This is a genomic window from Maridesulfovibrio spiralis (SeqCode) (genome assembly GCF_048571135.1).
Lineage (GTDB): Bacteria > Desulfobacterota > Desulfovibrionia > Desulfovibrionales > Desulfovibrionaceae > Maridesulfovibrio > Maridesulfovibrio spiralis.
Genome location: NZ_CP182344.1, coordinates 273699 through 299367 on the forward strand (window position 1 = coordinate 273699; position 25669 = coordinate 299367).

Genomic DNA, 25669 nt, shown 5'->3' on the forward strand with positions numbered 1-25669 from the left:
TTAATCGAGTTATTACACCAAGTTTAACAACGAATCAAACCAGATTATGCCTTACTTCAATTCATCCTTCATGCGAATGTATGTTTCCTCGTCAATTTCACCTGCTGCATAACGCTTTTTCAGGGTATCATAAGCGGACGGAGTCCCCGGCCAGGTATCAGGCCTGCGAAACATGCGCACAGTGAAATAAATGATCAGACCGATCACAATCAACTGTAGTATGCCGCCGAAATGAAAAGGCATCCAGCTGCCCATTCCATACCCTGCACCGTAACCGAATCCTGGTCCGCTACACCAATTGCTCATTGCACTGATAAATTCCATCTCTTTACCTCGTATATTTAAAGTTACATGTATCAAAGCATATCTCATGCCATGCAACTTAAGCTACAATATCAACAAGTTAAATAAAAGACAGAAAACTAACGTGCAAATAGTTTTACAACCGAATACTAAAATTTGCACAAAAAATTGTTCTGCACAAAAATCTATACCCCTGAAAACAGTGCGTGGTAAGCGAAAAACAGAAAACACATTAACGCAAAAACTTCATTCATAGTAATCATAACCCACCCACTAATGCTTCAGGTAATCGTAAGGCCGATCATCCATCACACTTAATCCGTAATGCTTTTTTTGGATATAAAATGCAGATGAGAATTCGGATTCGTCTGCAGACTTACGAAAAAGACGTATAGCGGACCAGATTACAGCTACAGCAAAAGCCAGTTGCACAAACAAAATCCAGAGAAGGGTTTCCATCATTTCGTTGGAAAGCAGGGTTTGAAACACATCGACAGTCATATTGTATAATTCCATTTTGTACCTCACAGTTTTCAAAATAGAATTACACGCGACATGCCAGAGCGGAAAAAATGTTTAATTAGCGACGATTAGCAAAACACTTAACATATCGTTAATATTGACTAAATATTTATATATGCAATTATCTGCACCAATTAAGACAATATGTGCATCCATTTATTTTCTTGTGCAAACTGTTCGCCGCCGCACATAAAAAAGTCCCGCAGCATTTTTCAATGCTGCGGGACTTTAACGTCATAACCAAATCGCCAAACCACATTAATCGTTGAAGGCCTGCCGCATGAGATGCTTACCGAGCCCACCCAGATCTTTAGGGGTGTAGCCGAAGACGTCCTGCCAGTTCTCGGTAGATTCCATGCAAAAGTAGAGTTGCTTATCCATGCCGTGCTTGCGCAGACGGTCGACGATAAATTTGAACTGGCGCAAACGCAGAGGACGCAGTAAACGCATCTTGTTATCATTGCCGGTAATAAATTCATCATAGATGTAAGTAGTTTCCGGAAAATTCTGCTCGATGATCGGCTTGAGGTGAGGCATATGTCTGAATGACCCGAGGCTGAAATAGGCTATCTGCTCCGGCTTTACATAATCAAAAATCATATCGATGATTTCCGCGTAGCCCTCACGCCAACCGTCGAAGCGAATGATGGGATCAAAATGGAGACAGACCCGGAACCCTGCTTCTGCACAGATGCGGGCAGCTTCAAGACGTTCTTTAAGCGTAGAAACCCCAAACTCTTCATGTTCATTTACAAACGGAGCATTGAGCGACCATGCCGGAAGCAGACGATCGGTACGTTTGACCACGTCCATCCAGGAAAGGTCGATAATCTTTGACTTAAGCTCAAGGCAGACATTGGAATAGTCGCCTAAAAATTCCACCAGATCACGACTGTATCCGGTAACAGCTTCAAGTGCGAGGGAGTCGGTGAACTCTCCGGTTCCAACACGATAGCGGGTGGAGATGTCGGCAGAGAAAGCCTTGCCCAGCTCATCAAAAAGGTCATTCTGGTTGGCCCAGACCTTAAGCACATTGTCCTGAAAGTAAGCCTGCAGAATACAGTAAGAGCAGGCCATGGGGCAGCCTTCACCGATATGGATGATCCGGTATCCGCAACAATGGTAGTAGCGGGTTCCGGGGCAGAAGCGCAGGAATTTGCCTTTATACTCTTTGAGGTACAGGGACTGCTTGCCGCCCAGCTCGCCATGCGGAAAATTATCCGGGTCCACGATCGCCACCGGGAGATCCGGCATACGCGAAAGCACGCGCCCGGTAAGCGGGACATCCTGCATGGACCGGTCTATGTATATTTTTTCTATTCCCTTAAGATGGGCAGGAAGTATGAATTCATTACTCATTCTACTTATCCCTACCAAGCTCAAATAAATCTTCCCAGCCGTTGAATTTAGCGATTGATTCCAGATCAGCCATGGCTTTCTGCATCATCTCGCGATTCTTGAAACGGGTCTGAATCATCACTTCACCGGTCTCGAAGCTGCCCACAGGCTCTACCCGCCACTTGGTTCCGGCACAGATCTCGGAAACGATCTTGTTGTGCATCTTCTCCAGCTCGCTGAGCTTGGGATAGCGCAGTTCTTTTGCCGCTTTGCAGAAACGGCCCACTGCATCTTTGGGGGATTCACTTTCACCTGCAGATTCAAATTCAGGTGCGGAAATCAACTCACTGACGGTCTTGTTCTCACGACGTGAAGTCTCATAGAGCCAAGTCAGAAAGTTAACCGCATTGGACCGGGACCAGCTCAGCTTCTCGAAAAACCTGCAAAGCGCAGCACGGTCAACTTCATCCAATTTGGAAAGTACAGAAACAGCGGCCAAAGGGATATGACCGAGCCTCAAAAATTCATCATACTCCGGCTCAAGCTCCATCCAATCAATCCAGAATTTCATATCACGGGATTTGGGCTTGATAGAGAGTAACGGAGCGACAGTTTTTACTAATTCGGAAGCATCGAGGCGGGAGCTTAAATAACGCATAGTCGCCAGCTTTAATGATTCATCTGTCGAACGTGCGCTATTTTCTTCAAGATGTAACACCGCTTTTGAAATATCATCAGAAGCATCTATATAACGGACCAATACGTCCATTCCGAGCTTGGAAGCTGCCGAAACCCGCGCCCTGCCTGCGATTAACAAGGTTTTACCGGATTCCTGTACTGCAAGTACCGGAATAAGCTGTCCGTGCTTTTTGAACGAAAGAATCAGGTTTTCTGCCGGGGATTCCGGGTGAAGAAGCCATGACCCGGAACAATCTATTTCCACCGGGGAAACACTGCAAATACTGGGATTACTCAATTTGTATAACCTCCGTAAAACGGAATCAGGTCGTGCTCAACTACTGTTTATGCACGAGATTTAATTATTTATCTACGCTTGACATGTTAGCGGGGCTGTACCTATAGGGATTATTAGGAAGAATTATAAGTTGCACCTTTAGACCTGTACAAGCCGGGTCATCGGTCCCGGCTGTGAACATTCAGAGAAACGGAGTTGTTGAATGTCTGAAGCTTTACAAAACCAAAGGACTTTTGCACTTGTGGGCCACGGCGGTTGTGGCAAAACCTCTACCGCCGAGATGATTCTTTTTAATGCTGGCGTCATCGACAGACTCGGTAAAATTGAGGAAGGTACTACCGCCCTTGATACCGAACCTGAAGAAATTAAGCGCCGCGGTTCCATCCAGTCCGGTTTCGCCGGATACAAGTGGGACAAAAACGACCATTATCTTATCGACACTCCGGGCGATGCAAACTTCTGCGGTGACCTGCCCTACTCTCTAGCCGCGTCCGACGGCGTTGTCTTTACCATTGACGCCGTGGACGGAGTCAAGCCCCTTTCGCGCAAAGCATGGGCAGCAGTAGAAAAAGCAAACCTCCCCACTGTTATTTACATCAACAAGATGGACCGAGATCGCGCAGACTTCGACTCTGCTTTCGACAGCTTGAACTCTTCACTCGGCATCAGCCCCGTACTGCTGTATTATCCCATCGGAATCAAGGAAAATTTCAAAGGCGTTGTAGATATGCTTTCCGGTCAGGCTTATCTGTTCGAAGAGGACGGAAAAGTTGCCAAGGGAGATATCCCCGCCGATATCGCAGATGAAGTTGAAATTCTGCGTGAAACCATGATTGAAAACATCGCTGAAAGTGATGAAGATCTCATGGAAAAATATCTTGAAGAAGGCGAACTCGCTCCTGAAGAAATCGCAAAAGGACTTACCGCCGGTGTTGTGAACCGCAGCCTGTTCCCGGTTTGCGTTGGTGCAGCACTGGAAAACAAGGGCGGATCTTTCCTGTTGGATATGATCCAGACCTATCTGCCTTCTCCGCTTGTCCATGCTCCATGGCAGGGAGAAGACGGTGAAACCCGCGAATCCAAAGCGGATGGTCCTGCTGCCTGCTTTGTTTTCAAAACCCTCGCTGACCCCTTTGCCGGACAGCTTACCGTCTGCCGCGTTCTTTCCGGAACCGTCAGCGGCGACCTGACCCTGACCAACACCAATACCGGTGCTAAAGAAAGAATGGGTAACATCCAGCTTATGGTCGGCAAGGAACAGAAACCGCTTAAGACCGCCGCTGGTCCCGGTGCAATTATCACCCTTGCCAAACTCAAGGAAACTTTCACCGGCGACACCCTCTGCGATGACGCAAACAAATTCACTATGGAAAAACCGCAACTTGCTCCGCAGTTGATCACCTTCGCTCTTTCCCCGGCGGAAAAAGGCGACGAAGATAAGGTTTTCCAAGCCATTCAGAAACTTCTTGCAGAAGACATCAACCTCAGCCTTTCACGTGATGAAGAATCCGGCGACATCCTGCTTTCCGGTATGGGCCAGAACCATATTGAAATCTCCGTTGAAAAAGCAAAACGTCGCTACAAAGCTGAAATCGTGCTCAACGCGCCCAAAGTTCCCTACCGCGAAACCATCAAAGGTTCCGCCGAAGTCAACGGCCGTTTCAAGAAACAGTCCGGAGGACGCGGACAGTTCGGCGACTGCTGGATCAAGCTTGAGCCCCAAACCAAAGGTGACGGTTATGAATTCGTCAACAACATAGTAGGTGGTGTAATTCCAAAGCAGTACATTCCCGCTGTTGATAAAGGTGTGCAGGAAGCAGCACAGAAAGGTATCCTTTCCGGTTCACAGATCATTGACTTCAAAGTCACTCTGTATGACGGCTCCTACCATTCCGTTGACTCCTCGGAAATGGCCTTCAAGGTTGCCGGATCAATGGCTTTCAAGAAAGCCTGCGAAAAAGCCGGCGTTGCTCTGCTTGAACCGCTGATGAACGTTGTTGTTGAAGTTCCTGATGAGTTCATGGGCGATATTATCGGTGACCTTTCCTCCCGTCGCGGTAAAGTGCTCGGTTCCGACTCCACGGCCGGTGTAACCGAGGTCAAGGCGCATGTACCCATGTCCGAAATCCTCAAGTACGCACCGGACCTGCGCTCCATGACCGGTGGTCAGGGAACCTTCACTATGGAACTCTCCCACTACGAAGAGTGCCCGCCGCCCATCGCTGAGAAAGTAATAGAAGAATTCAACGCAGGTAAGGAAGAATAGTACAGACCTGAACCTCCATAAAGATTGATCTACCAAGGTCGGAACTCATGTTCCGGCCTTTTTTATTGTAGACATATTGTAAATTAACATTTCTCTCGTGGCTTAAGCTGAAAATAAGTGATATTGTGACAGCAATATAAAAATCGTGAACTTATTAGCAGCGGGAGTCGAAATTATGAGCGACGAAAAAAGATGTCCGGTGACCGGACATAAGGCTAGTCAAACTGCAGGAAGCGGAACCACGAACAAAGATTGGTGGCCCAATCAGCTCAACCTGAACATCCTCCATCAGCATTCCGCTAAGTCAGATCCAATGGGCAATGAATTCAACTACGCAAAAGAATTCAAAAAGCTTGACCTTGAAGCACTCAAAAAGGATATTTTCGAACTGATGACCACGTCTCAGGAATGGTGGCCCGCAGACTACGGACATTACGGACCTTTATTTATCCGCATGGCATGGCATAGTGCCGGGACCTACCGCATCGGCGATGGACGCGGTGGCGCCGGATCAGGCAGCCAGCGGTTAGCACCGCTGAACAGCTGGCCTGACAACGTAAACCTCGACAAAGCCCGCAGGCTCCTCTGGCCGATCAAGAAAAAGTATGGACGCAAAATTTCATGGGCCGACCTTATGGTCTTTGCCGGAAACTGCGCCATCGAATCCATGGGCCTCAAGCCTTTCGGCTTTGCTGGGGGCCGCGAAGACATCTGGGAACCGGAAGAAGATATCTACTGGGGCGATGAAGACACATGGCTCGGCGACAACCGCTATCAAGGCGAGCGCAAGCTGGACAACCCTCTGGCTGCAGTGCAAATGGGTTTGATCTACGTGAACCCGGAAGGCCCGAACGGTGAACCCAATGCAGTGGCATCGGGCAATGATGTACGCGACACATTTGCACGCATGGCAATGAACGATGAAGAGACCGTAGCCCTTGTTGCCGGAGGTCACACCTTCGGTAAATGCCATGGAGCCGGAGACGCATCACTTGTGGGACCGGAGCCGGAAGGTGCTCCCATTGAAGATCAGGGACTGGGCTGGAAAAGTAGTCACGGAAGCGGAAAAGGCGAAGACACCATCTCCAGTGGAATCGAAGGCGCATGGACTCCCACGCCCATTAAATGGGACAACAGCTATTTCGATACCCTTTTCGGCTACGAATGGAATCTGGAAAAAAGCCCGGCCGGAGCATGGCAGTGGCATCCGACCGATCCGGAAGCCAAAAAAACCGTGCCGGATGCGCATAACCCTGAAAAAACACACCCTCCGATGATGACCACCGCAGATTTATCACTGCGCATGGACCCGATCTACGCACCAATTGCCAAAAAATTCCATGAAAACCCGGAAGAATTCGCCGATGCTTTTGCACGGGCCTGGTTCAAACTGACCCACCGCGATATGGGGCCTCGTGTACGCTATCTGGGTTCAATGGTTCCCGATGAAGAACTCATCTGGCAGGACCCGGTCCCGACTGTGGACCATGAGCTTATTGATGATCAGGACATAACGGAATTGAAGACCAGAATAATGTCCTCCGGCATGCCGGTCTCCAAGCTGGTAGGCTGTGCATGGGCTTCAGCATCCACCTACCGCGATTCCGACAAACGCGGCGGCGCAAACGGGGCACGTATCCGCCTCGCCCCCCAGAAGGAATGGTATGTAAACCAGCCTCTGCGACTGCCTGAATTACTGGATAAGTTTGAAGCAATACAGCAGGAATTCAACAGCAATTCCGGAAACAAAAAAGTATCCCTTGCCGATCTCATCGTGCTGGGCGGTTGCGCTGCAGTGGAGCATGCCGCGAAGAATGCCGGTTTCGGCGTAACTGTGCCTTTCACTCCGGGACGTACCGATGCCACAAAGGAGCAGACAGATATACATTCATTTGCAGTGCTTGAACCTGCTGCCGACGGATTCAGGAACTACCAGAAAACAAAATATTCGGTAACACCTGAAGAAATGCTGGTGGACAAGGCTCAGCTCATGACCCTGACCGCGCCGGAAATGACCGTACTAATCGGCGGCATGCGAGTACTAGGTGCAAACTTCGACGGCTCAAAACATGGTGTCTTCACCGACAAGCATGAGTGCCTGAGCAATGATTTCTTCAGCAACCTGCTTGATATCGGCACAATTTGGACACCAACATCCGAAGAGGCCGGATTGTTCGAAGGACGTGACCGGAAGAATGGCGAACTCAAGTGGACAGCCACCCGTATTGACCTGATCTTAGGAGCAAATTCCCAACTCCGGGCAATTGCCGAAGTATACGGCTGCGAAGACGGACAGGAAAAATTCGTGACTGACTTTATTTCTGCATGGAATAAAGTCATGAATCTGGACCGCTTTGATCTAGCCTAACAACTGCATTGACCTAGAAAGCGGCGTATCTGTAACAATCGATACGCCGCTATTCTATTTCTAAATCTAAAATAACCGCACAATGAACAAAAAAACATTCGGCTTACCGAACAACTGCCTTTACGCCTATTTTCATTATTTTCCCTCGCCCCCTTGTCCAGCGGGGAAAATTAAACTACTTAATGGGTTGCTTATCTGATATTAATTAATGATTGTCAGGCTGGACGGACAAACCGCAGGCCTTAAACATATTTTTTACTTGAACAGTCTAACCGCCAGTACCACAGTGAGCTTACTAAGAACTTTATTTTTCTACCTTGTATTTTTTCCGGCCACGATATTCTTTTCCATCGTTGCTATTATTGGTCGCGACCAGACCTCCAGCCACTGGTGCGAACGCAACTGGGGCCGAGTAGTCGTCTGGCTATGTGCCAGCACAAACCGCGTTGATCTTAGCGCACTCGATGAAGATGAAACATACGTATTCGTGGTCAACCACCAAAGCTTTTACGATATTCCCCTGTTATTCAAATATCTGGCTCCGTGGGAATTCAAATTCGTAGCCAAAAAATCCCTGTTTGATTTTCCGGTCTTCGGACACGCAATGAGCGCCGGAAACCATATTTCAATCGACCGACACAACCGCAGACAGGGAATGCGCGACATCCAGAACGCAATCAACGTTGCCAACAGCGGCCTTTCCCCGCTTATCTTCCCGGAAGGAACCCGCAACCCTTCCCCCGAGAAAGACGGCCTGATGGACTTCAAAACCGGCGGCCTGGTTCTGGCCCTTAAATGTCAAAAGCCCATCGCTCCTGTGGTCATGTACGGTGTAAACCGGGTATGCAAAAAACACAGTTTATGGATGAATCCTTTTCAGGAAGTTAAAATCAAGGCCCTCGCGCCGATCGATATTTCCGGCTACAAAGTCCGTGACCGAAACAAGCTCAAAGACCAGCTTGAAGAAGTTATGGGCGCAGCCTACGCGGAGCTGAAAGATGAATGATCCGCAGCTAACTGTATGCCCGCTGGGCGGACTGGGTGAAATCGGCCTCAACTGTATGATACTTAACACCGCTGAAAGCGCGGTGGTCATCGACTGCGGACTGATTTTCCCAGACGATGCCCTTTTCGGGGTGGACATCGCAATTCCCCGGTTCGACCACATCCTGACCCAAAAAAATATTCTCAAGGGAATCATACTCACCCATGGACATGAAGACCACATCGGTGCTCTGCCCTGGCTGCTCCCCTACATTGATGTTCCGGTCTACGGCTCCAAGTTCACCCTCGGATTGGTTGAGAATAAACTCCGCGAGCATAATCTCGAAGATTACGTCGATCTGCGCGAAGTAAAACCATACGACCGCATCAAACTCGGCGATATGCATTTTAATTTTTTCCCGGTCTGCCATTCAATAATTGAAGGGTACGCGCTGGGCATTGAGACTCCAGTCGGAAGGGTAATCCATACCGGCGATTTCAAGATAGACCGCAATCCGCTGGACGGACATGCCACCGACCTCGAAGCTATCGGCAAATTTTCCGAACCGGGAGTTACCCTGCTCTTCTCCGATTCCACCAACGTGGAACAGGACGGCTATGCACTGACCGAGCAGGAAATCAAAAACACCATGCGCGACCTTTTCATCGAAGCAGAAGGGCGTATTCTGGTGACTCTGTTCTCAAGCCACATCCAGCGCATGCAGGAGATTTTCGACCTTGCAGGGGAAACCGGGAGAAAAGTCGGAGTCAGCGGCAAATCACTTGCCCGCAACATTGACCTTGCCCGCGATCTGGGCAAGCTGCGCTTTCCCGGCGGAACCCTCATCGACCTTGCGGATCTGCCCGATTACTGCGACGACGAAATAGTTCTACTGGTGACCGGATCACAGGGCGAGTCTCTGGCCTCCCTGTCGCGCCTTTCCACTGGAGACCACCGCCAGCTTTCCATCAAGGAAGGCGATCTGGTACTCATGTCCTCGCGTTTCATTCCCGGCAACACCAAAGCCATCACCCGGGTAATCAATAGACTCTACAAACTGGGTGCGGAAGTCCTATATGAAAAAGTACAGGGCATCCATGCGTCCGGCCACGCGCATAGAGAAGAACTGCGTACCATGCTGGAAACGGTACGACCCAAATATTTCATCCCTGTCCATGGCGAATACAGACATCTGATCAAACATTCACGCCTTGCAGTAGAGACCGGGGTTGCCCCGGAACGTTCGCTGGTCATTGAAGACGGCGAACCGGTAACTTTCCTGCTGCACGGCATCCGCTTTGAAGAAAACGTCCCCGTGCAGTGCACCCTTGTTGACGGCAAAGGCGTTGGCGATGTTGGACAGACAGTACTCAAGGAACGCCAGCTACTCGCTGGAGAAGGACTGGTCATCGTTGCTCTTGTAGTCGATGTGAATACCGGTGAAATCCTTAAGGGACCGAAAGTCACATCTAAGGGTTTTGTTTTCGAACAGCAATATTCCCATCTGCTGGAAGACGCAAAATGTATTGTTCTTGATGTTTTTGAAAACATCCCTCCAGGGCACACCAATAAGCTCAAAGAACGTATCAGGTCCGCACTGCGCCGTTTTTTCCGCAAGGTTCTGGGACGTGATCCAGTTGTTATCCCGCTGGTAATTTCCCTGACCGGAGATGAAGAAAAAGACATCGACGCCAACTGCGACAAGTGCGTACTCTAAATATTGCAGCCACTGTTCAATGAAATTCAATTTTGTGCTATTCTTCTTTCTGCCACTAACTTCTGACCGGGAGAATAAATGAAAGTTTACAGGATCAGCCATGGCAAAACAGTTTTTTACGCCACTTTGCAAGACGGCTATTTTAAAAGTCTGGTTACCGGGCAGCCCGGTTCTGTACCTATCCCGGCTTCGGAATGCGTGATCCTGCCCATCGTGGTTCCGTCGAAGATTGTCTGTGTAGGCCTGAATTACAAGGCCCATGCGGCCGAACTGGACATGAAGATACCCGATGAACCAATGATTTTCCTTAAGCCGCCATCTGCAGTGATCGGCAACAATGATGCAATTGTCATCCCTTCCGCATCACAACAGGTGGACTATGAAGGGGAACTGGCTGTAGTTATCGGCCAGACAATAAAGAACGTACTTCCGCAGGACATCGCACCGCTCATATTCGGCTATGCCTGTGCCAATGATGTTACCGCAAGGGACTTTCAGCGCAAGGACACCCTCTTTACCCGTGCCAAAGGTTTCGACACTTTCGCCCCTATCGGCCCCTGCATTGAAACTGATATCGACGTCAGCGGACTTGGAATACGAACTATAGTTAATGATAAAGTGCGGCAGGAAGGAACGATCGCCGATATGCAGCACAGCCCGACAGAGCTGGTCAGCTATATCTCGCACCACATGACCCTCAATCCCGGCGACGTAATCCTGACCGGGACGCCTCCGGGAATCGGCCCCCTGAAAGCGGGCGACCGGGTCGAAGTGGAAATCGAAGGAGTCGGCAAACTCAGCAACCCGGTCGTTGATGATGATTCTTTGAAGACTCCGGTTCAATAGATTTGATGCGCTTCGCACTTTTTGGGTAAAATTTCGCCTCCGGCGGCTTAAAGCCTTTTGCAAAGGTCTTAAGAAGCCCAAAACCTTTTAATTCGCTTCTCGTCCATATTTTTAATTCGTCTTCTATTTGGTTGGATACGTTCTAGCGAATACAATTTTTTCAAAAAACCCCGCACCAAAGGTTGCCTTTTGAGGTAAATACCTGTAATGGTGCGTAGCCAAATCACACATTCCGGCCTCAATTTGGGTGCTTGCAACGGTTGCAGGTTCTTACCGCCGGAATGGAGGAAAAACCCAGGAGGAAATTATGGCATACGTAACTATGAAGCAGATGCTTGAGACCGGTGTTCACTTCGGTCACCAGACCCGCAGATGGAACCCCAAAATGCGTCCTTACATTTTCGGCGCACGTAACGGTATCCACATCATGGATCTGCAGCAGACTGTAAAACTTTTCCGCAAAGCTCACGATTTCATCGCTGACAACGTAGCAAAAGGCGGCAAAGTCCTTTTCATCGGTACCAAACGTCAGGCTCAGGAAGCTATCGCTGCTGAAGCAAGCCGTGCAGGCATGTTCCACGTGACTCACCGCTGGATGGGCGGAACTCTTACCAACTTCCAGACCATCAAAAAAAGCATCGATCGCCTCAAGAAACTTGAAGAAATGTTCGAAGACGGCACTATCAACCGTTTCCCCAAAAAGGAAATCGTAATGATGGGTCGTGAGGTTAAAAAACTCAACCTCGCACTCGGCGGTATCAAGGATCTCAACGGTGCACCCGCAGTTGCTTTCGTCATTGATCCCAAGCGTGAACAGATTGCTATTCAGGAATGCCGCAAACTCGGTATCCCCGTAGTTGCAGTAGTAGACTCCAACTGCGATCCCGATATGGTTGACTACATCATTCCCGGTAACGATGACGCTATCCGCGCTATCAAGCTCTTCGCTTCCCACATGGCTGATGCATGCCTTGAAGGCGCTGCTCGCCGCAAGGAAGACAAAGCTATGGAAGCTGAAGAAACCAAAGCTGCTGAGAAAGCTGTAGAAACTGAAGAAAAAGCTGAAGAAACTCCTCAGGAGGCAAAATAATCATGGCTATTACCGCACAGATGGTTAAGGCCCTGCGCGAAAAAACCGGCGTAGGAATGATGGATTGCAAAAAAGCTCTCGCAGAATGCGATGGCAACGAAGAAAAAGCAATCAAATACCTGCGTGAAAAAGGTCTCGCCAAGGCTGCCAAGAAAGCAGGCCGCGCAACCAGTGAAGGCCTGGTTGGCACTTACACCCACAGCAACGGCAAACTCGTTGCTATGGTTGAACTTCAGTGTGAAACCGACTTCGTTGCTAAAGCTGAACAGTTCATCCAGCTTTCCAAAGACCTCGCTATGCAGGTTGCAGCAACCAGCCCTGTTTGCGTAAAGCCCGAAGATCTGCCTCAGGAAATGCTTGAGAAAGAAAAAGAAATCTACAAGCAGCAGGCAATTGCCGAAGGCAAACCTGAAAACATCGCTGAAAAGATCGTTGAAGGCCGTGTAAACAAATACTACAAAGAAGTATGCCTTCTTGAACAGCCTTTCATCAAGGACGACAAGAAGACCATTAAAGACCTCCTCAACGACACCATTGCTGTTCTCGGCGAGAACATGCAGATCGGTCGCTTCGCCCGCATCAACCTCGCGGAAGCAGCAGCCGACGAAAGCGAAGCTAAATAAGACTTCATTAAAACGGGCCGCAAGGCCCGTTTTTTTTGTCCCTTTTTTAACAAGGTGACGAACTCCTACCAAGGTCTCAATTGAAACAGATACAAGTTACTCCCTACAGCGCCGGAAAACCGCGAAAACGAACTCACCTGCAAGATATACAGGAAGTTCAGCGGTGGATATTTTTCTAAGCTCAAATCGATACGGACACGTCCGTATGGGTTTGAGCTTTTTAAAGGGGTAATTTCAGCCTGATGATTACTGGAAGCGAGAATTTCTGGTAGTATCAGGCGAGTGAAAGGTAACGGATAATCGACATTATTTTACAGCCGGCACCAGGGGGGAACTCCCCTCCCGCGCCAGAAATTTAACTGCCGGCACAATAATCTACTCATAACCGGATAAGATCCGCGGAAAAACGGGAGAAACTATGGACAAGTTGCGCTATTCACGGGTAATGATCAAACTCAGCGGTGAGGCATTGGCAGGCGACCAGCAGTTCGGTATCCAGCCTTCAGCAATCAGCCAGTTTGCTGGCGAAATTGCAGAGGTTGCCAAAAAAGGACTTCAGGTCGCACTGGTCATCGGCGGCGGTAATATTTTCCGCGGCATGTCTGATTCTGCAAAAGGCATGGACCGCGCTTCCGCCGACTACATGGGTATGCTCGCTACCATCATGAACGCGCTTGCTGTTCAGGATGCCCTTGAAAAGCTGGGATGTGATACACGAGTCATGTCCGCCATCCCCATGCAGGCCGTAGCTGAGCCTTATATTCGCCGCAGGGCCGTACGCCACCTTGAAAAAGGCAGGGTGGTAATTTGTGCCGCTGGTACCGGTAACCCTTACTTCACTACCGATACCGCAGCAGCACTCAGGGCCATGGAACTTAAGACCGAAGCTATCATCAAGGCTACCAAAGTAGACGGTGTCTATGATAAAGACCCGATGAAGTACGATGATGCTGTAAAATTTGAATCTATCACCTACCTTGAGACTCTGGAGAAGAGACTGGGCGTTATGGACTCCACAGCCACTTCACTGGCTATGGACAACAACATGCCCATCATTGTTTTCAACCTTTTCGAGCAAGGAAATATCGAACGGGTTGTTAAAGGTGAGAAGATCGGAACAATTGTTCACGGAGGATAATAATGATCAATGAAGTTCTTGCCGACGGCAAAAAGAGAATGGAAGGCGCTCTGACCGCACTTGAAAACGATTTCGCAAAGCTGCGCACCGGTCGTGCAGCCACCTCGCTGGTGGATAATATTACCGTTGATTACTACGGTACCCCCACCCCAATCAACCAGGTGGCTTCCGTTTCCATACCTGACTCCCGTACCATCGCGATCCAGCCCTGGGACAAAGGAGCTTTCCCCCTCATTGAGAAAGCACTGCTCCAGTCCGACCTCGGCTTGAACCCCGTTAACGACGGTAAACTGCTGCGCATCAGCATTCCCCCCCTTACTGAAGATCGTCGTAAGGAGCTGGTAAAGATTGCTAAAAAATACACCGAAGATTCCAAGATTGCACTGCGTAACGTTCGCCGTGACATGAACGATTCCATGAAAAAAATGGAAAAAGATAAGGAAATCTCCGAAGACGAGCAGCGTAAAGCTCAGGACGATGTCCAGAAGATGACAGATGACTACGTCAAGAAATGTGACGCAGCATGCGTAGATAAAGAGAAGGAAATTCTGGAAATCTAATACCATGATGCCCCGACATATAGCCGTCATAATGGACGGTAATGGGAGATGGGCAAAGTCAAGGGGGCTTAACCGCAGTGAAGGCCACAAGGCCGGGACCGAAGCAGCGAAAAACATAGTTACCCGATGCCGCGAACTAGGTGTCGAGCATCTGACCCTGTATACTTTTTCCAAGGAAAACTGGGCCAGACCGAAAGATGAAGTAGCTACGCTCTTTGACCTTCTGCAAGTCTTCCTGAAAAAAGAACTGTCCAGCCTGCGTGAGCAGGGCATACGCCTGAAAATATTGGGGGAACTCTCTGAGTTCCCCTTCGGCGTAAGACAGGTTGTGGCCCACACCATTAAAAAGACAGAAAGCTGCAAGTCCATGACCCTTAACCTCGCCCTGAATTATTCAGGCCGGGATGAACTGGTTCGGGCCTGCAGAAAAATGATTTCTGAAGGAATCAGTGAAGACAAAATTACCGAGGAATCGCTGTCCGATTACTTATACACAGCAGGACAGCCCGACCCGGACCTGATTATCCGCACCAGCGGAGAGCAGCGCCTCTCAAATTACCTGCTCTATCAGGCTGCGTACTCGGAACTGTACTTCACCGATGTCTATTGGCCGGACTTTACTCCCGAAGAGCTGGATAAAGCTCTCGCAGACTTTGCCGGAAGGCAGCGAAGATTCGGAAAGACCGGCGAACAAATTTAAAATAAATCCCGCAAGGCTTATGCTTAGCGGGATTTTTCAATTCCAAAACCTCTCTCTTTAGCTTTTCTTTTAAGAAATTCACTTTTTTATCGACAAAATCAGGTAAACTGCTTTATTCTATTATAAAAATATACCTATTAGCGGGCACTAGAATTATTGAGATAATCCTATTCCGCAGAATGAGAATTAACAGGCTCATACACATGAATATAGGGAGGTATTTCATGTCATTAAAAATGGTTGGCAACCTGATAGTCTGCTTTACAGTCTGTCTGCTTGTGGCAGCATGCGTTCCCAAAAAGACTTCTCAGCAAAACGCCTTGGTCAAAACAGTTCAGCGAGAAGAAACTATTGTGATCACACCTGTTGTGACCGGAACCGCCCTCATGAAAAGCAACGTACGGGAAGTCTCTTCATCAAAAGCTGATATAGTCGACATCATCCCCCAAAATATGCAGGTTGAGCTGATTGGCAAGAACGGAAACTGGTACAAGATCAAACGCTTGGACGGAAGTGCCAAACCTGGTTTCGTTTACCACAAACTGATCAATCTTGATTTTGGCAACTACCTCGGAACTCAGGGCCGCAACAAAGAAAAAACAGTTGTCTACGCTGAACCAAGCGCAAAGTCTGTTACAGTTAGGGTTCTCCGGCCCCAGACAAATTTTGATATCATCGGTATAGAAAATGACTTCTACCATATCAGAGGTGCAGGCTTCGAAGGATACGCTTATACCAAAGCATGCGTAGCGGACCCGCTCAGCCCTATTGCCAGAACCGAAACAAGAATCTTCACAGACCAGGTGCCTTGCGCCCCTGTAGAACAAAAAGTCGCTGCCGCCAGACCTAAAAAGAAAAAAATTCAACCCAGACTCAATACCACCACCAAAAAGAAAACCACGGTCAAAAAAAGAAACAGTGCCGACAATCAGGCTGCAATGGCAATATTCGGAGCTTTCGCACAAGCCCTGCTCACAGGTGGTAGCGGTGGGCAGCAGAATATGCAGTCGCAGCCCCAGAAAAGTACTAACGACAACATTATCGATATCATGAAAAATCTGGACAACAGTAAAGAGTTAGCCAGAAAAACAGTCGAAATACGTGAAGAAATGCTTAGCGCGCTCAATGAAACCCGCGCCCTGCAATCTTTGGTTGGGGCAACAGTTTCTGCCATGAACCAGAATTACAAAGCAGCTGTTGATACGGCTCGCGGCGTAACTTCTACCGGAATGAAGAAAATATCCATTAAAGCCTTTATCAAAGACCTTTCATACGAACCTACCGATTCAATTGAAGGTGCGGCGGTAAAAATTGCCGAGAACGGCAAAGCTCTGAAAGCACTTGAAACTCGTATCAAAACTGAAGCTGACGACTTCTCCAATCTCAATTCGCAACAACTCCAGAACCTTGATTCCATCATCGGTTCTTTTTCCACCAATCTGCACGCTTCCAACGCACTATACGACATGAGCATGGATAAATCCGGTAATATCATTCTGAGCATTGACCGGGCTTTGGGGTCATACGCAGAAAAAGGACAGCAAATGAGCGATGAGGTCGCCAGACAATTAACAATCATCGGCCTTTCCATTGCTGAACTGGTCGAACAGATAGGCAATGCCCAGAACAATCCCGTGGCTGCAATTGCAGCCCTTCCGAGGCTCGTGGAGACAATGGAGCAGTTTGAAACCATGCAAAGTCTGTTCAATGATTTTGAACAGGATTTTAATTATATTGAACAAAATTCAGTATTGATCGCCAGACAGGGTAAAAACATTGCCGGAACCATCATGACCGCACGGCGAAAAAACACGCAAATCACTACCATGCTTGAATCATATTATCGGCAGAAAATGGAGTTAAGCAACAAACTAAAGAGAAAGCTCGTCGATCAGGCGGCGTCCGGATTCAAACAGGTTGAAGAAAAAGCAGCATCTGTTGCTCTGGCAGAAGACATGTTAGACTAAATTTTAACTTAAGGAGCTTACCCATGAAAAAAATGTTGATGTTGATAATCTGTTCTATGCTGCTGCTTGGGTTTACCGGTTGCGCAAAGAAATTCGAACATGCCCAGTCCGCCAAGACTTCCATGCACGATGTAGGCGAATCTGCCGGAGACCTGAAGGATGAGACGGAAACCTCCAAGCATAAAACAGAAGAAATCAAAGACAAGGAATCTCAGGACAGTATCGAAGGTCATAAGTGGTAACGGCATGATCCGCCTTTTATGTATAATTCCAATTCTGCTGGGAATGCTGCTCACGCCTGCATGGTCCGGTGCGAAGGAGCTTTATATAATCCCTTCCGCCATCGGAAAGGTGCGCAACAAGGAAAAAGACCGCCATAAGACAGAACTGGCAAAGATACTCAAAGACAAGCAATTCAAGAAATCGCTGCGTAAAGCCGTACTTGGATTTCTTAAACGCGCTGCCGCCAAAAACGAGGGCGTGAACATCAAACGAGCCGGATTCAACACCAAATTTGATCCGGATTCAATTCTTGTGCCCCTGCTTTTTGTAGATAACGTTATCTCATTTGTGGATGAATACGGTTCAGCGGAGCAAAAGCTATACAAGGGACGTGTCTATGTCGGGCTGAATTTCCTGTTATTTCAGGCTAGATCTGAATCATTAGTCTATTCCGCGCCAATGCTGATCTCGGTCCCATATCTGGACAAGACTCCGAGCTTCAGCCTTGAACCGTTGGCAGGACAAATCAGGGCTTCCATCGTGGCCTTTTTCACCGACAAGAAACGGCTCAAACCGGATGCGCAGAACGAGCTAGGAAAATGTCTTGCCGATCTCGAATATCTATTTTCCACCAAGACTTGCGAAATTAAACAGGTCGAACTTTCCAAAGGAACGCAAAAGCGCATCGAGAATCACGCCAAGTACAAATCGCTGGCCCAGATGCTGGCTTCGCAGGCTTTATCCGAGGAAAGCCTTGTACTGCCAGCTAAATCACGTGGTCCCGCTTTCAGGCGCGGACTGCATGCTGCGGTGTCCATGTTCGGAGTTTCGTTTCAGCAGGGAGCGGAAAACTCAGGATTTTCTGAACGCGACAACGTCTACCAGACGACCATGCGCCTGCCCAAGCCACAGGTTGTCTATAAACTGGTCATTAAAACCGGAACCAAAGATAACGACCTAGGCGCATTCATCGAGCGCAACTACACCACTGCAGCCATCCTGCAAGGCGGCGGTCAGGTCATAAAATGCATCAAAGGCGTAAGCGCGACTATTGCCAAGCGACACACCAAAGTTTCCGACGTAAACTTGTATAACAGCCTGATCAACTCTTTGAGTGATCTGGATCAATGTAAAAGGTAAGCCGGGACATCATAGTCCTCACGGAGGCGAAATGAAAATACCAAGATTCATTCTTAGCGCACTGCTCAGTTCCCTGTTGATACTCTCTTTTGCCGCCACAGGGCTTTGCGGAAGCAAGGACGGATACAAAATTTATAAAAAATCAGGAAAACCGACCATTGTATTTTCGCTGGTTCCACGCATCGTCGGTGAAAATCTTTCCCCGCAGGAATGTGAAAACCTGATCCGCAACCTGAATAAAGCCTTGCAGCAGGAATTCAACGAGGCCGGATTTGAAACCCACCGAGACCGGATGATTACCGGATTCCTGCTCGACTCCTGCAAAAGATCATATGCCACATCACAGCAGACAGTAACAGAAGACGAAATCATCAGCATTGCCCGAGATAATTACATTGACTATGTGGTTATCGGTGCATCCGAAGTCGACATCGAATTTGATGAAGATTACGAGCAATACTCTGCGCTGGTTGATATCAACGGGGATTTTCTCGGTGTGCAGGCTGAACCGCCGACCTCATACGCCCTGAACCTTACCGGGGAATACATGCACCCTAAAAAGGACCGTCTGATCAAGCTGGCTGTAATAGACATCGCACGCAAAATTGCCAGATTGCGCACAATTGATACAGTACTTACCCACTGGAAAGAAAATAACAAAAAATAAACAAAAGGGGGAGTAACCGAGTTACTCCCCCTTTTTAATACTCTGATTAAAGAAAATTTACTATTCATCCTCAATTTGGGACGGATCAAGCTCTGCCTTGGCATAGTCCATATAAAGACCTGAATTTATGAACAGGTTACAAACATCTTCATCAATATGCCTGTCCTTGATCATGAATCCAAGAATTTTAATAGCCTGTGAAAGCTTCATAGGCTTTTTGTAGGGTCTGTCTTTAGCTGTCAGTGCCTCAAAGATATCCGCAACAGCCATAATCCGGGCCTGTAATGGAAGCTCCTCACCTCCAAGACCATTGGGATACCCTGAACCGTCGAGCTTTTCATGGTGTCCAGCCGCATATTCGGGAACACGAGCAAGACGCTTGGGAAACGGCAAACGCGAGAGCATCTCATGGGTGATTGCGGCATGGCTTTCAATAACTTTCCGCTCATTATCGGTAAGTGTCCCTTTGCGTATGCAAAGATTCCTCACCTCATCTTCAGTAAGCCAATTAAAAGTTTCCCCGTTACTTTCGTAAGTCCGGGAAGCAATCTCCTCCACCCTCGCAATACGCTCATCCGACATGAATTCCTTGGGGATGTTGCAGGAAGTTACGTACAAACGGTCATCTTCAAGCTGCTCCAGCTCTACGGCATAACGCATTTCAATCTCAACCAGCTTCGACTGGTCGGCACCATTTGAAAGTGCTGCCACAGTCTCTTCGAGCTGCTTGTTTTTAATGATTTCAGCAATGAGCCTGAACCGGGCATCAACCAGATCTGCACGGTCAAAGATGGTTTCCAGTTTTGTGGATTTATCCACCACATGTTCAGGAATGGAAATCTTGCCCACATCATGCATCCATGCCGCGAGCTTCAATTCTTCAAGCTCATCAACAGTGAAATGCACATCGGCATACTTGCCCTCCTGAAGGGAATTTACCTTCTCGGCAATCATCATGGTGATAGTCACCACACGCTCAATATGGCCGTTTGTGTAAGGAGATTTCGCATCAATTGCAGCGGCGATACTCTGGATAACTGAATACAACAGATCTTTCAGTCCCTGAATAAGCTGAGCATTTGTCAAAGCAATGGCAGCCTGTGAAGCAAGCGAACCTACGATATCCACAACATCCGGAGAAAATTCGATTATTTTACCGTCATCATCAAGGGCATTAAGAAGCTGCAAAACCCCGATGATGTCCTGCTCATGGTTCTTGAGAGCCAGTACGAGCATTGATTTCGAACGGTATCCTGTCGCAGCGTCATACTTGCGCGGCCCAGTGAAATCAAAACCTTCGGCTTCATAAACATCAGCGATATTAATTGTCTCGCCTGTCAAGGCGCAATATGAAGAGACGTTGGATTTGTTCGGACTTTTACCGGAGTTATACAGGGGTACAGGTGGCAGGGTTATTTCATTACCGCTGGTCCCGCCCATTCGAACTTCCATGGTATCATTCTGAAGGATGGAAAACTCAAGCTTCCGTTTTTCCTGATCGACAATATATAAAGTGCCCGCATCAGCACGGGTCAGCACTCTAGCCTCATCTACGATCATCTCAAGCAGCCGTTCAAGACGGGTTTCCCCGGAAAGAGCCAGTCCGATCTCAGTGAGACTTTCAACAAGGTCATCCTTGGAATCACGATCATACTTTAGAACATCTTCCACATCCCGACACAGCTGCCCTACAACATCCTGATACTCAGTACCTTGAGAACGCCTATAGGCATCATCAATAATTTTTTTAAGCTCACGTACTCCAGAATCTGTTACACCGCTCTGAGACACCATCCCCTCCACAAATCAAATGACACAATTAACACCACAAATAGATCATAAATCATCAATACAAGTATAAGACAAACTTGGCAAACTTATTATTATCAAGTCTTGTAAATTCACCGATAAACATAATTGCATGGCTAAAGACATAACATAAAGACGACGAGCATAAAACATTATCATGACATTAGCAGGAAAAGATTGTTACTACGGCCCTAAAGCAATAGCTGATGACAGAATTAATATGGAAAAATAACTGTCAACAGCTTGCCCGATACCCATTAATGAATTATAAAAATGGAGTTTTTTGCGTGAAAATGTAAAAGTCACCCACTATCGGTACTGATATTTTACTGTTTAAGGAACATGATTTCTCACCTCAGTCTGAAACAGCGTCCATATACAGTACGTATATATTCATTTTAATAGCATTTTTTGTGGAAATTTTAACCGAGGACTTCATGCCCTTAAGCAGCCTTCAAAAACGAATCATCACCTCACTGCTTCTTGTTGCAGCACTTGCCACAGCCCTGATTATGGGCGGTCACGTATTAACCGGCGGACTTGCTATATTCTGCACTATAGCCCTGCATGAATTTTATTCCATGTTCTGGCAGGACAAATCCCACCTTGCCTCACGCTTAGTAGGTATGGCTGCCGGAGCGGGTATCATACTCACTTCCGCTATGGTTTCCCCGGTATGGATGCTGCTTATCATGCTGGGAGCTTTCTGGCTGTTTAACTTCCGCTTCCTGTTTTCATTCAGCGCGAAACCGGACAACGCTACCTATCTTGACAGCCTGGTCCTCTTTGCCGGTCTGGTCTACATACCGGTAACCATGCAGTTCATGACCTCCATGAACAGCTGGGAAATTCTTTTTGTACTTCTGGCGGCATCTTCCTCAGACACCGCAGCTTTTTATGCCGGAACATTTTTCGGTAAAAAGAAAATATGGCCCCAGATCAGCCCAAAAAAATCATGGGCCGGTTCTATCGGCGGATTTACTGGCTGCATCCTCTGCTGCACTGTGTACGGACACTTTTTCGGACATGCCCCGGTCCTCTACTGGATGGCATTGGCAGCACTACTCAACATCGGGTCCCAGATGGGTGATTTCTTCGAATCTGCACTGAAACGTAAACTCCAGATCAAAGATTCAGGCAAAATCCTTCCCGGCCACGGCGGGGTGCTGGACCGCATTGACAGCCTAGTGCTTGCCCTGCCCATTTACGTTCTGGCTAGAGAAATTCACGCATTCTTTTAAACCGGGTCTTAAACCCACAAACAAGACGGATAACCAGACTTGCAAACATATATTTCACCCTGGCCGGCAGATGCAAAACTCCCCGAATTCCCCAGATCGGTTTCAATTCTGGGCAGCACCGGTTCCATCGGTACCAGTACTCTCAAAGTTATTGAGCAGCACCCGGACCTTTTCAAGGTTACCGCTCTTGCCGGAGCCAGAAATGCCAAACTTCTGGCAGAACAGGCTAGAAAACACCGTCCACAATACCTTGCTGTGCTGAATGAGGATGCAGCGGCAGAACTAAAAAGTCTGCTCCCCGCTGACTATAAACCGGAAATCCTGACCGGACCAGCCGCTTACATCACTCTTTCCGAACTGGACGAAGTATCCCTTGTACTCTCTTCCATAGTCGGGGCCGCTGGTTTTGAACCGACCCTCGCCGCTGCCGAAAAGGGAAAAATGATCGCCCTTGCCAACAAGGAATCACTTGTTCTTGGCGGACATATTATCCGTGATGCCTGCCATCGCACCGGAGCAACCATTCTTCCTGTTGATTCTGAACACAATGCTCTTTTTCAGGGTCTCGCCGGACACGGAGGAGACGAAGTCAGCAGACTGATCCTGACCGCCTCCGGGGGACCGTTCCGAGGCAAAACAAATGATTTTCTAGAAACCGTAACCCGTGAGCAGGCTCTGGCCCATCCCAACTGGGACATGGGAGCCAAAATCAGCATTGATTCCGCAACCCTCATGAACAAAGGTCTGGAATTTATTGAAGCCTGTCACCTCTACGGCCTGCCTCCGGAACAGGTGGATGTAGTAGTCCATCCGCAGTCCATCATCCACTCACTGGTTGAATACGTGGACGGCTCCCAGCTTGCACATCTCGGTGTTCCTGATATGCAGATCCCAATTGCATTCTGCATGTGCTTCCCGAAACGTGTTCCGCTGGAACTGAAACAGCTCAACCTTGCAGAAGTCGGTACACTGACCTTCGAAAAGCCGAACCTTGAGGTCTTTCCCTGCCTGAAACATGCTGCTGATTCCTTTGCGGCCGGACAGAGCCATCCCATTGTACTCAACGCAGCCAACGAAGTGGCTGTTGACCTTTTTCTGAAGGAAAAAATCAAATTTCTGGACATTCCAGCCATCATCGGCAAAGCACTTGATGCTCACGCAGGATGTGACGTAAGTGAAGCGGAAGCTGTTCTTGAACTGGACATCAAAACCAGACGGGACGTCATGGACTCCATCGTCTAAGGGACTATTATGACTTGGATAGTTGATTTTATCTTGGTCCTCGGCGGGCTGATTTTCTTCCACGAGCTGGGACATTTTCTTGCGGCACGCATGCTCGGTATCGGTGTGAAAACATTTTCACTCGGTTTCGGGCCTAAACTTGCCGGATTTAGCTGGGGGGCCACCAACTACCGCCTATCCCTTGTTCCCCTCGGCGGATATGTAAGTCTGGCCGGCGAAGAGCGGGACATGACAGAAGACGGCGGATTCAGCAAAGAAGAACTATTCATGAACCGTCCGCCGTGGCATCGCATGATTGTTGTTGCCGCCGGTCCCCTGTTCAACTTCCTGCTCGCGTGGATCATTTTCTGGGGTATTATCATCAGCAACGGCCAGATGGGCCTTGCTCCGATTGTCGGACAGTTACAGCCGAACAGCCCCGCTATGCACGCAGGTCTGGAAGCAGGAGACAATGTACTCTCCATCGAAGGCCAGAAAATAATCTTCTGGGCCGATCTTGCGGAAACTATCCAGACCAGCCAGTCCGACACCCTTGACTTTGTGGTGGAAAGAGACGGACAGACCAAAGAAATCTCAATCAAACCGCAGGTTCAGGAACTTAAAAATATTTTCGGCGAAACAATCCGCAGACCTGTTGTCGGCATTGTCGCGTCCGGCGATTCCAAGACAATCGAAATGAGCGGGATTGACGGAGCTGTTGCCGCCGCAGAACAGACCTGGGACGTAACCAAACTGATTTGCACCAGCATTGTCAAAATGGTCGAACGTGTCGTGCCAATGGATTCCATCGGCGGCCCGATCATGATCGCGCAGGCCATCAAACAGCAATCCGAACGCGGTCTGCTGGAACTGCTCCACTTCACCGCCTTTATCAGCATCAACCTCGGCCTGCTTAACCTTTTGCCCATTCCTGTGCTTGATGGTGGACACTTACTCTTTTTCAGTCTTGAAACAGTTCTGCGCAAGCCGCTCAACGAAAGACTTCAGGCCGCAGCAACCCGTATGGGACTTCTTCTGCTGCTCTGCCTGATGGCTTTTGCAATTTTCAACGACATAGTAAGAACAATAAGCAGCAAATGAGCATACCCTTAGAAGAAAATGTAGAACTTCTGCTCGTCATCAACGGGACGGAAGAAACTTTGCAGATCATACTCGCCAAACGAGATGACGTAGATGAACCATATTCCCTGCTGGAAGCCAAGACGCTCGTTGTACCGGGCCGTTCAGTGAACTTCATGGTTCCGTCCATACACGATTCACTGAAACTTTTCGGATACAAAGCAGCGGATATTTCACGTATCGCCCTTTTTGCGGGACCGGGGAGTTTTACCGGACTACGGCTGACTTTTGCCGGAGCCGCCGGAATTTCAGCCGGAAACGGCTGCCCGGTAGCTGCAATGGAATATCTGCCGATTATCGCAAAAGGTGCCGCCCTTGTGAGCGGACTTCCTGTCTGGGCTGTCACCCATTCACGCCGGATGCAGGTTTACTTACAGGGATTTGAAGCCGTGGGAGAAAACGGAGAACTGACATCCATTACCCCGCCACTTCCCCTCAAAGTTCAGGAAGCTGTAGAAGTGATCCTTTCATACAAACAGGAAAAGGCTGTGCTTGCCGGTACAGGACTAGTAAAGAATAAAGCTTTCTTTGATGAATTTATAGCTGGCCACAGCCAGTATTCAGCCATGCCTCAAAGATTCAATGTACCAGAAGTGCACGATGTACTGGATGCAGCCGGACAAGCTGATTATCTGGACGAAATGCCTATACCTATGTATCTGCGCGGCTCTGATGCCGAGGAAAACCTCGAAGCCATCACCCGCAAACGGGGCATCACCCTTGAAACAGCACGGGAACGGCTGAAAGATATTACCCCTCGTTAGTCCTTTTTAATAAAAATAAATATTCCACAAAGGGATCTCCATAAACGGAGGTCCCTTTTTTTATTA

23 protein-coding genes are annotated in these 25669 nt (G+C 48.4%); 18 read left to right on the forward strand and 5 right to left on the reverse strand.

The annotated features are described in order from the left end of the window. Positions 1-51: 51 nt before the first annotated feature. The 4 genes from ACNI29_RS01160 to ACNI29_RS01175 all read right to left on the reverse strand — a co-directional run bounded on the left by ACNI29_RS01160 (position 52) and on the right by ACNI29_RS01175 (position 3139). A complete protein-coding gene (locus tag ACNI29_RS01160) occupies positions 52-324 on the reverse strand; it encodes an SHOCT domain-containing protein (RefSeq protein WP_419780368.1) in 273 nt (90 codons plus the stop codon). A gap of 252 nt (positions 325-576) precedes the next feature. Then, entirely contained in the window at positions 577-819 is a 243-nt protein-coding gene (locus tag ACNI29_RS01165) for a hypothetical protein (protein ID WP_419780369.1), read from the reverse strand. A gap of 264 nt (positions 820-1083) precedes the next feature. Then, entirely contained in the window at positions 1084-2184 is a 1101-nt protein-coding gene (locus ACNI29_RS01170; RefSeq protein WP_419780370.1) for an SPL family radical SAM protein, read from the reverse strand. Between the two features lies 1 nt (position 2185). Further along, on the reverse strand, positions 2186-3139 hold the full coding sequence (locus tag ACNI29_RS01175) for a ParB N-terminal domain-containing protein (RefSeq protein ID WP_419780371.1): 954 nt from the start codon (positions 3137-3139) through the stop codon (positions 2186-2188). Between the two features lie 202 nt (positions 3140-3341). Between ACNI29_RS01175 and fusA the strand changes: the two genes are divergently transcribed. The 14 genes from fusA to ACNI29_RS01245 all read left to right on the forward strand — a co-directional run bounded on the left by fusA (position 3342) and on the right by ACNI29_RS01245 (position 19428). After that, positions 3342-5405 carry an elongation factor G gene (gene fusA, locus ACNI29_RS01180; RefSeq protein ID WP_419780372.1) on the forward strand — a complete coding sequence of 688 codons (2064 nt, stop codon included), beginning with the start codon at positions 3342-3344 and terminating at the stop codon, positions 5403-5405. Between the two features lie 175 nt (positions 5406-5580). After that, positions 5581-7773 carry a catalase/peroxidase HPI gene (katG, locus tag ACNI29_RS01185; RefSeq protein WP_419780373.1) on the forward strand — a complete coding sequence of 731 codons (2193 nt, stop codon included), beginning with the start codon at positions 5581-5583 and terminating at the stop codon, positions 7771-7773. A gap of 286 nt (positions 7774-8059) precedes the next feature. Then, the gene (locus ACNI29_RS01190; RefSeq protein ID WP_419780374.1) at positions 8060-8779 is read left to right on the forward strand and encodes a lysophospholipid acyltransferase family protein; all 720 of its coding nucleotides are present in this window, start codon (positions 8060-8062) and stop codon (positions 8777-8779) included. Further along, positions 8772-10475, forward strand: coding sequence for a ribonuclease J (locus tag ACNI29_RS01195; RefSeq protein ID WP_419780375.1), 1704 nt, complete (start codon positions 8772-8774; stop codon positions 10473-10475). Before ACNI29_RS01190 ends, ACNI29_RS01195 begins: the two co-directional genes overlap by 8 nt. A gap of 78 nt (positions 10476-10553) precedes the next feature. Further along, positions 10554-11321, forward strand: a complete 768-nt coding sequence (locus ACNI29_RS01200) for a fumarylacetoacetate hydrolase family protein (protein WP_419780376.1) — start codon at positions 10554-10556, stop codon at positions 11319-11321. 307 nt (positions 11322-11628) lie between these two features. Continuing rightward, on the forward strand, positions 11629-12411 hold the full coding sequence (rpsB, locus tag ACNI29_RS01205) for a 30S ribosomal protein S2 (RefSeq protein WP_419780377.1): 783 nt from the start codon (positions 11629-11631) through the stop codon (positions 12409-12411). A 2-nt stretch (positions 12412-12413) separates the two neighbouring features. Continuing rightward, positions 12414-13034 carry a translation elongation factor Ts gene (gene tsf / locus ACNI29_RS01210; protein ID WP_419780378.1) on the forward strand — a complete coding sequence of 207 codons (621 nt, stop codon included), beginning with the start codon at positions 12414-12416 and terminating at the stop codon, positions 13032-13034. A 418-nt stretch (positions 13035-13452) separates the two neighbouring features. After that, positions 13453-14172: a UMP kinase gene (pyrH, locus tag ACNI29_RS01215; protein WP_419780379.1), complete on the forward strand. Its 720-nt coding sequence runs from the start codon at positions 13453-13455 to the stop codon at positions 14170-14172. A 2-nt stretch (positions 14173-14174) separates the two neighbouring features. Next, the gene (frr, locus tag ACNI29_RS01220; protein ID WP_419780380.1) at positions 14175-14732 is read left to right on the forward strand and encodes a ribosome recycling factor; all 558 of its coding nucleotides are present in this window, start codon (positions 14175-14177) and stop codon (positions 14730-14732) included. A gap of 4 nt (positions 14733-14736) precedes the next feature. Further along, complete coding sequence (uppS, locus tag ACNI29_RS01225; protein ID WP_419780381.1) at positions 14737-15432, forward strand: undecaprenyl pyrophosphate synthase; 696 nt, start codon at positions 14737-14739, stop codon at positions 15430-15432. Positions 15433-15656: 224 nt separating this feature from the next. Beyond that, positions 15657-17399, forward strand: coding sequence for an SH3 domain-containing protein (locus ACNI29_RS01230; RefSeq protein ID WP_419780382.1), 1743 nt, complete (start codon positions 15657-15659; stop codon positions 17397-17399). Positions 17400-17422: 23 nt separating this feature from the next. After that, entirely contained in the window at positions 17423-17641 is a 219-nt protein-coding gene (locus ACNI29_RS01235) for a hypothetical protein (RefSeq protein ID WP_419780383.1), read from the forward strand. 4 nt (positions 17642-17645) lie between these two features. Next, positions 17646-18761, forward strand: coding sequence for a hypothetical protein (locus tag ACNI29_RS01240; RefSeq protein WP_419780384.1), 1116 nt, complete (start codon positions 17646-17648; stop codon positions 18759-18761). 31 nt (positions 18762-18792) lie between these two features. After that, entirely contained in the window at positions 18793-19428 is a 636-nt protein-coding gene (locus ACNI29_RS01245; protein ID WP_419780385.1) for a hypothetical protein, read from the forward strand. A 60-nt stretch (positions 19429-19488) separates the two neighbouring features. Here the strand turns inward: ACNI29_RS01245 and ACNI29_RS01250 are convergent, their stop codons facing one another. Next, positions 19489-21219, reverse strand: coding sequence for an HD domain-containing phosphohydrolase (locus ACNI29_RS01250; RefSeq protein ID WP_419780386.1), 1731 nt, complete (start codon positions 21217-21219; stop codon positions 19489-19491). A 455-nt stretch (positions 21220-21674) separates the two neighbouring features. Here ACNI29_RS01250 and ACNI29_RS01255 point away from each other — a divergent pair, with 455 nt between their 5' ends. Genes ACNI29_RS01255 through tsaB form a run of 4 tightly spaced genes read left to right on the forward strand, consistent with a single transcriptional unit; the run spans position 21675 to position 25603 of the window. After that, positions 21675-22478: a phosphatidate cytidylyltransferase gene (locus ACNI29_RS01255; protein WP_419780387.1), complete on the forward strand. Its 804-nt coding sequence runs from the start codon at positions 21675-21677 to the stop codon at positions 22476-22478. 39 nt (positions 22479-22517) lie between these two features. Then, the gene (locus tag ACNI29_RS01260) at positions 22518-23720 is read left to right on the forward strand and encodes a 1-deoxy-D-xylulose-5-phosphate reductoisomerase (RefSeq protein ID WP_419780388.1); all 1203 of its coding nucleotides are present in this window, start codon (positions 22518-22520) and stop codon (positions 23718-23720) included. A gap of 9 nt (positions 23721-23729) precedes the next feature. Beyond that, on the forward strand, positions 23730-24800 hold the full coding sequence (rseP, locus tag ACNI29_RS01265) for an RIP metalloprotease RseP (RefSeq protein WP_419780389.1): 1071 nt from the start codon (positions 23730-23732) through the stop codon (positions 24798-24800). Further along, positions 24797-25603: a tRNA (adenosine(37)-N6)-threonylcarbamoyltransferase complex dimerization subunit type 1 TsaB gene (gene tsaB, locus ACNI29_RS01270; RefSeq protein WP_419780390.1), complete on the forward strand. Its 807-nt coding sequence runs from the start codon at positions 24797-24799 to the stop codon at positions 25601-25603. The genes rseP and tsaB overlap by 4 nt, the downstream gene beginning before the upstream one ends. The last annotated feature ends 66 nt before the right edge of the window (positions 25604-25669 follow it).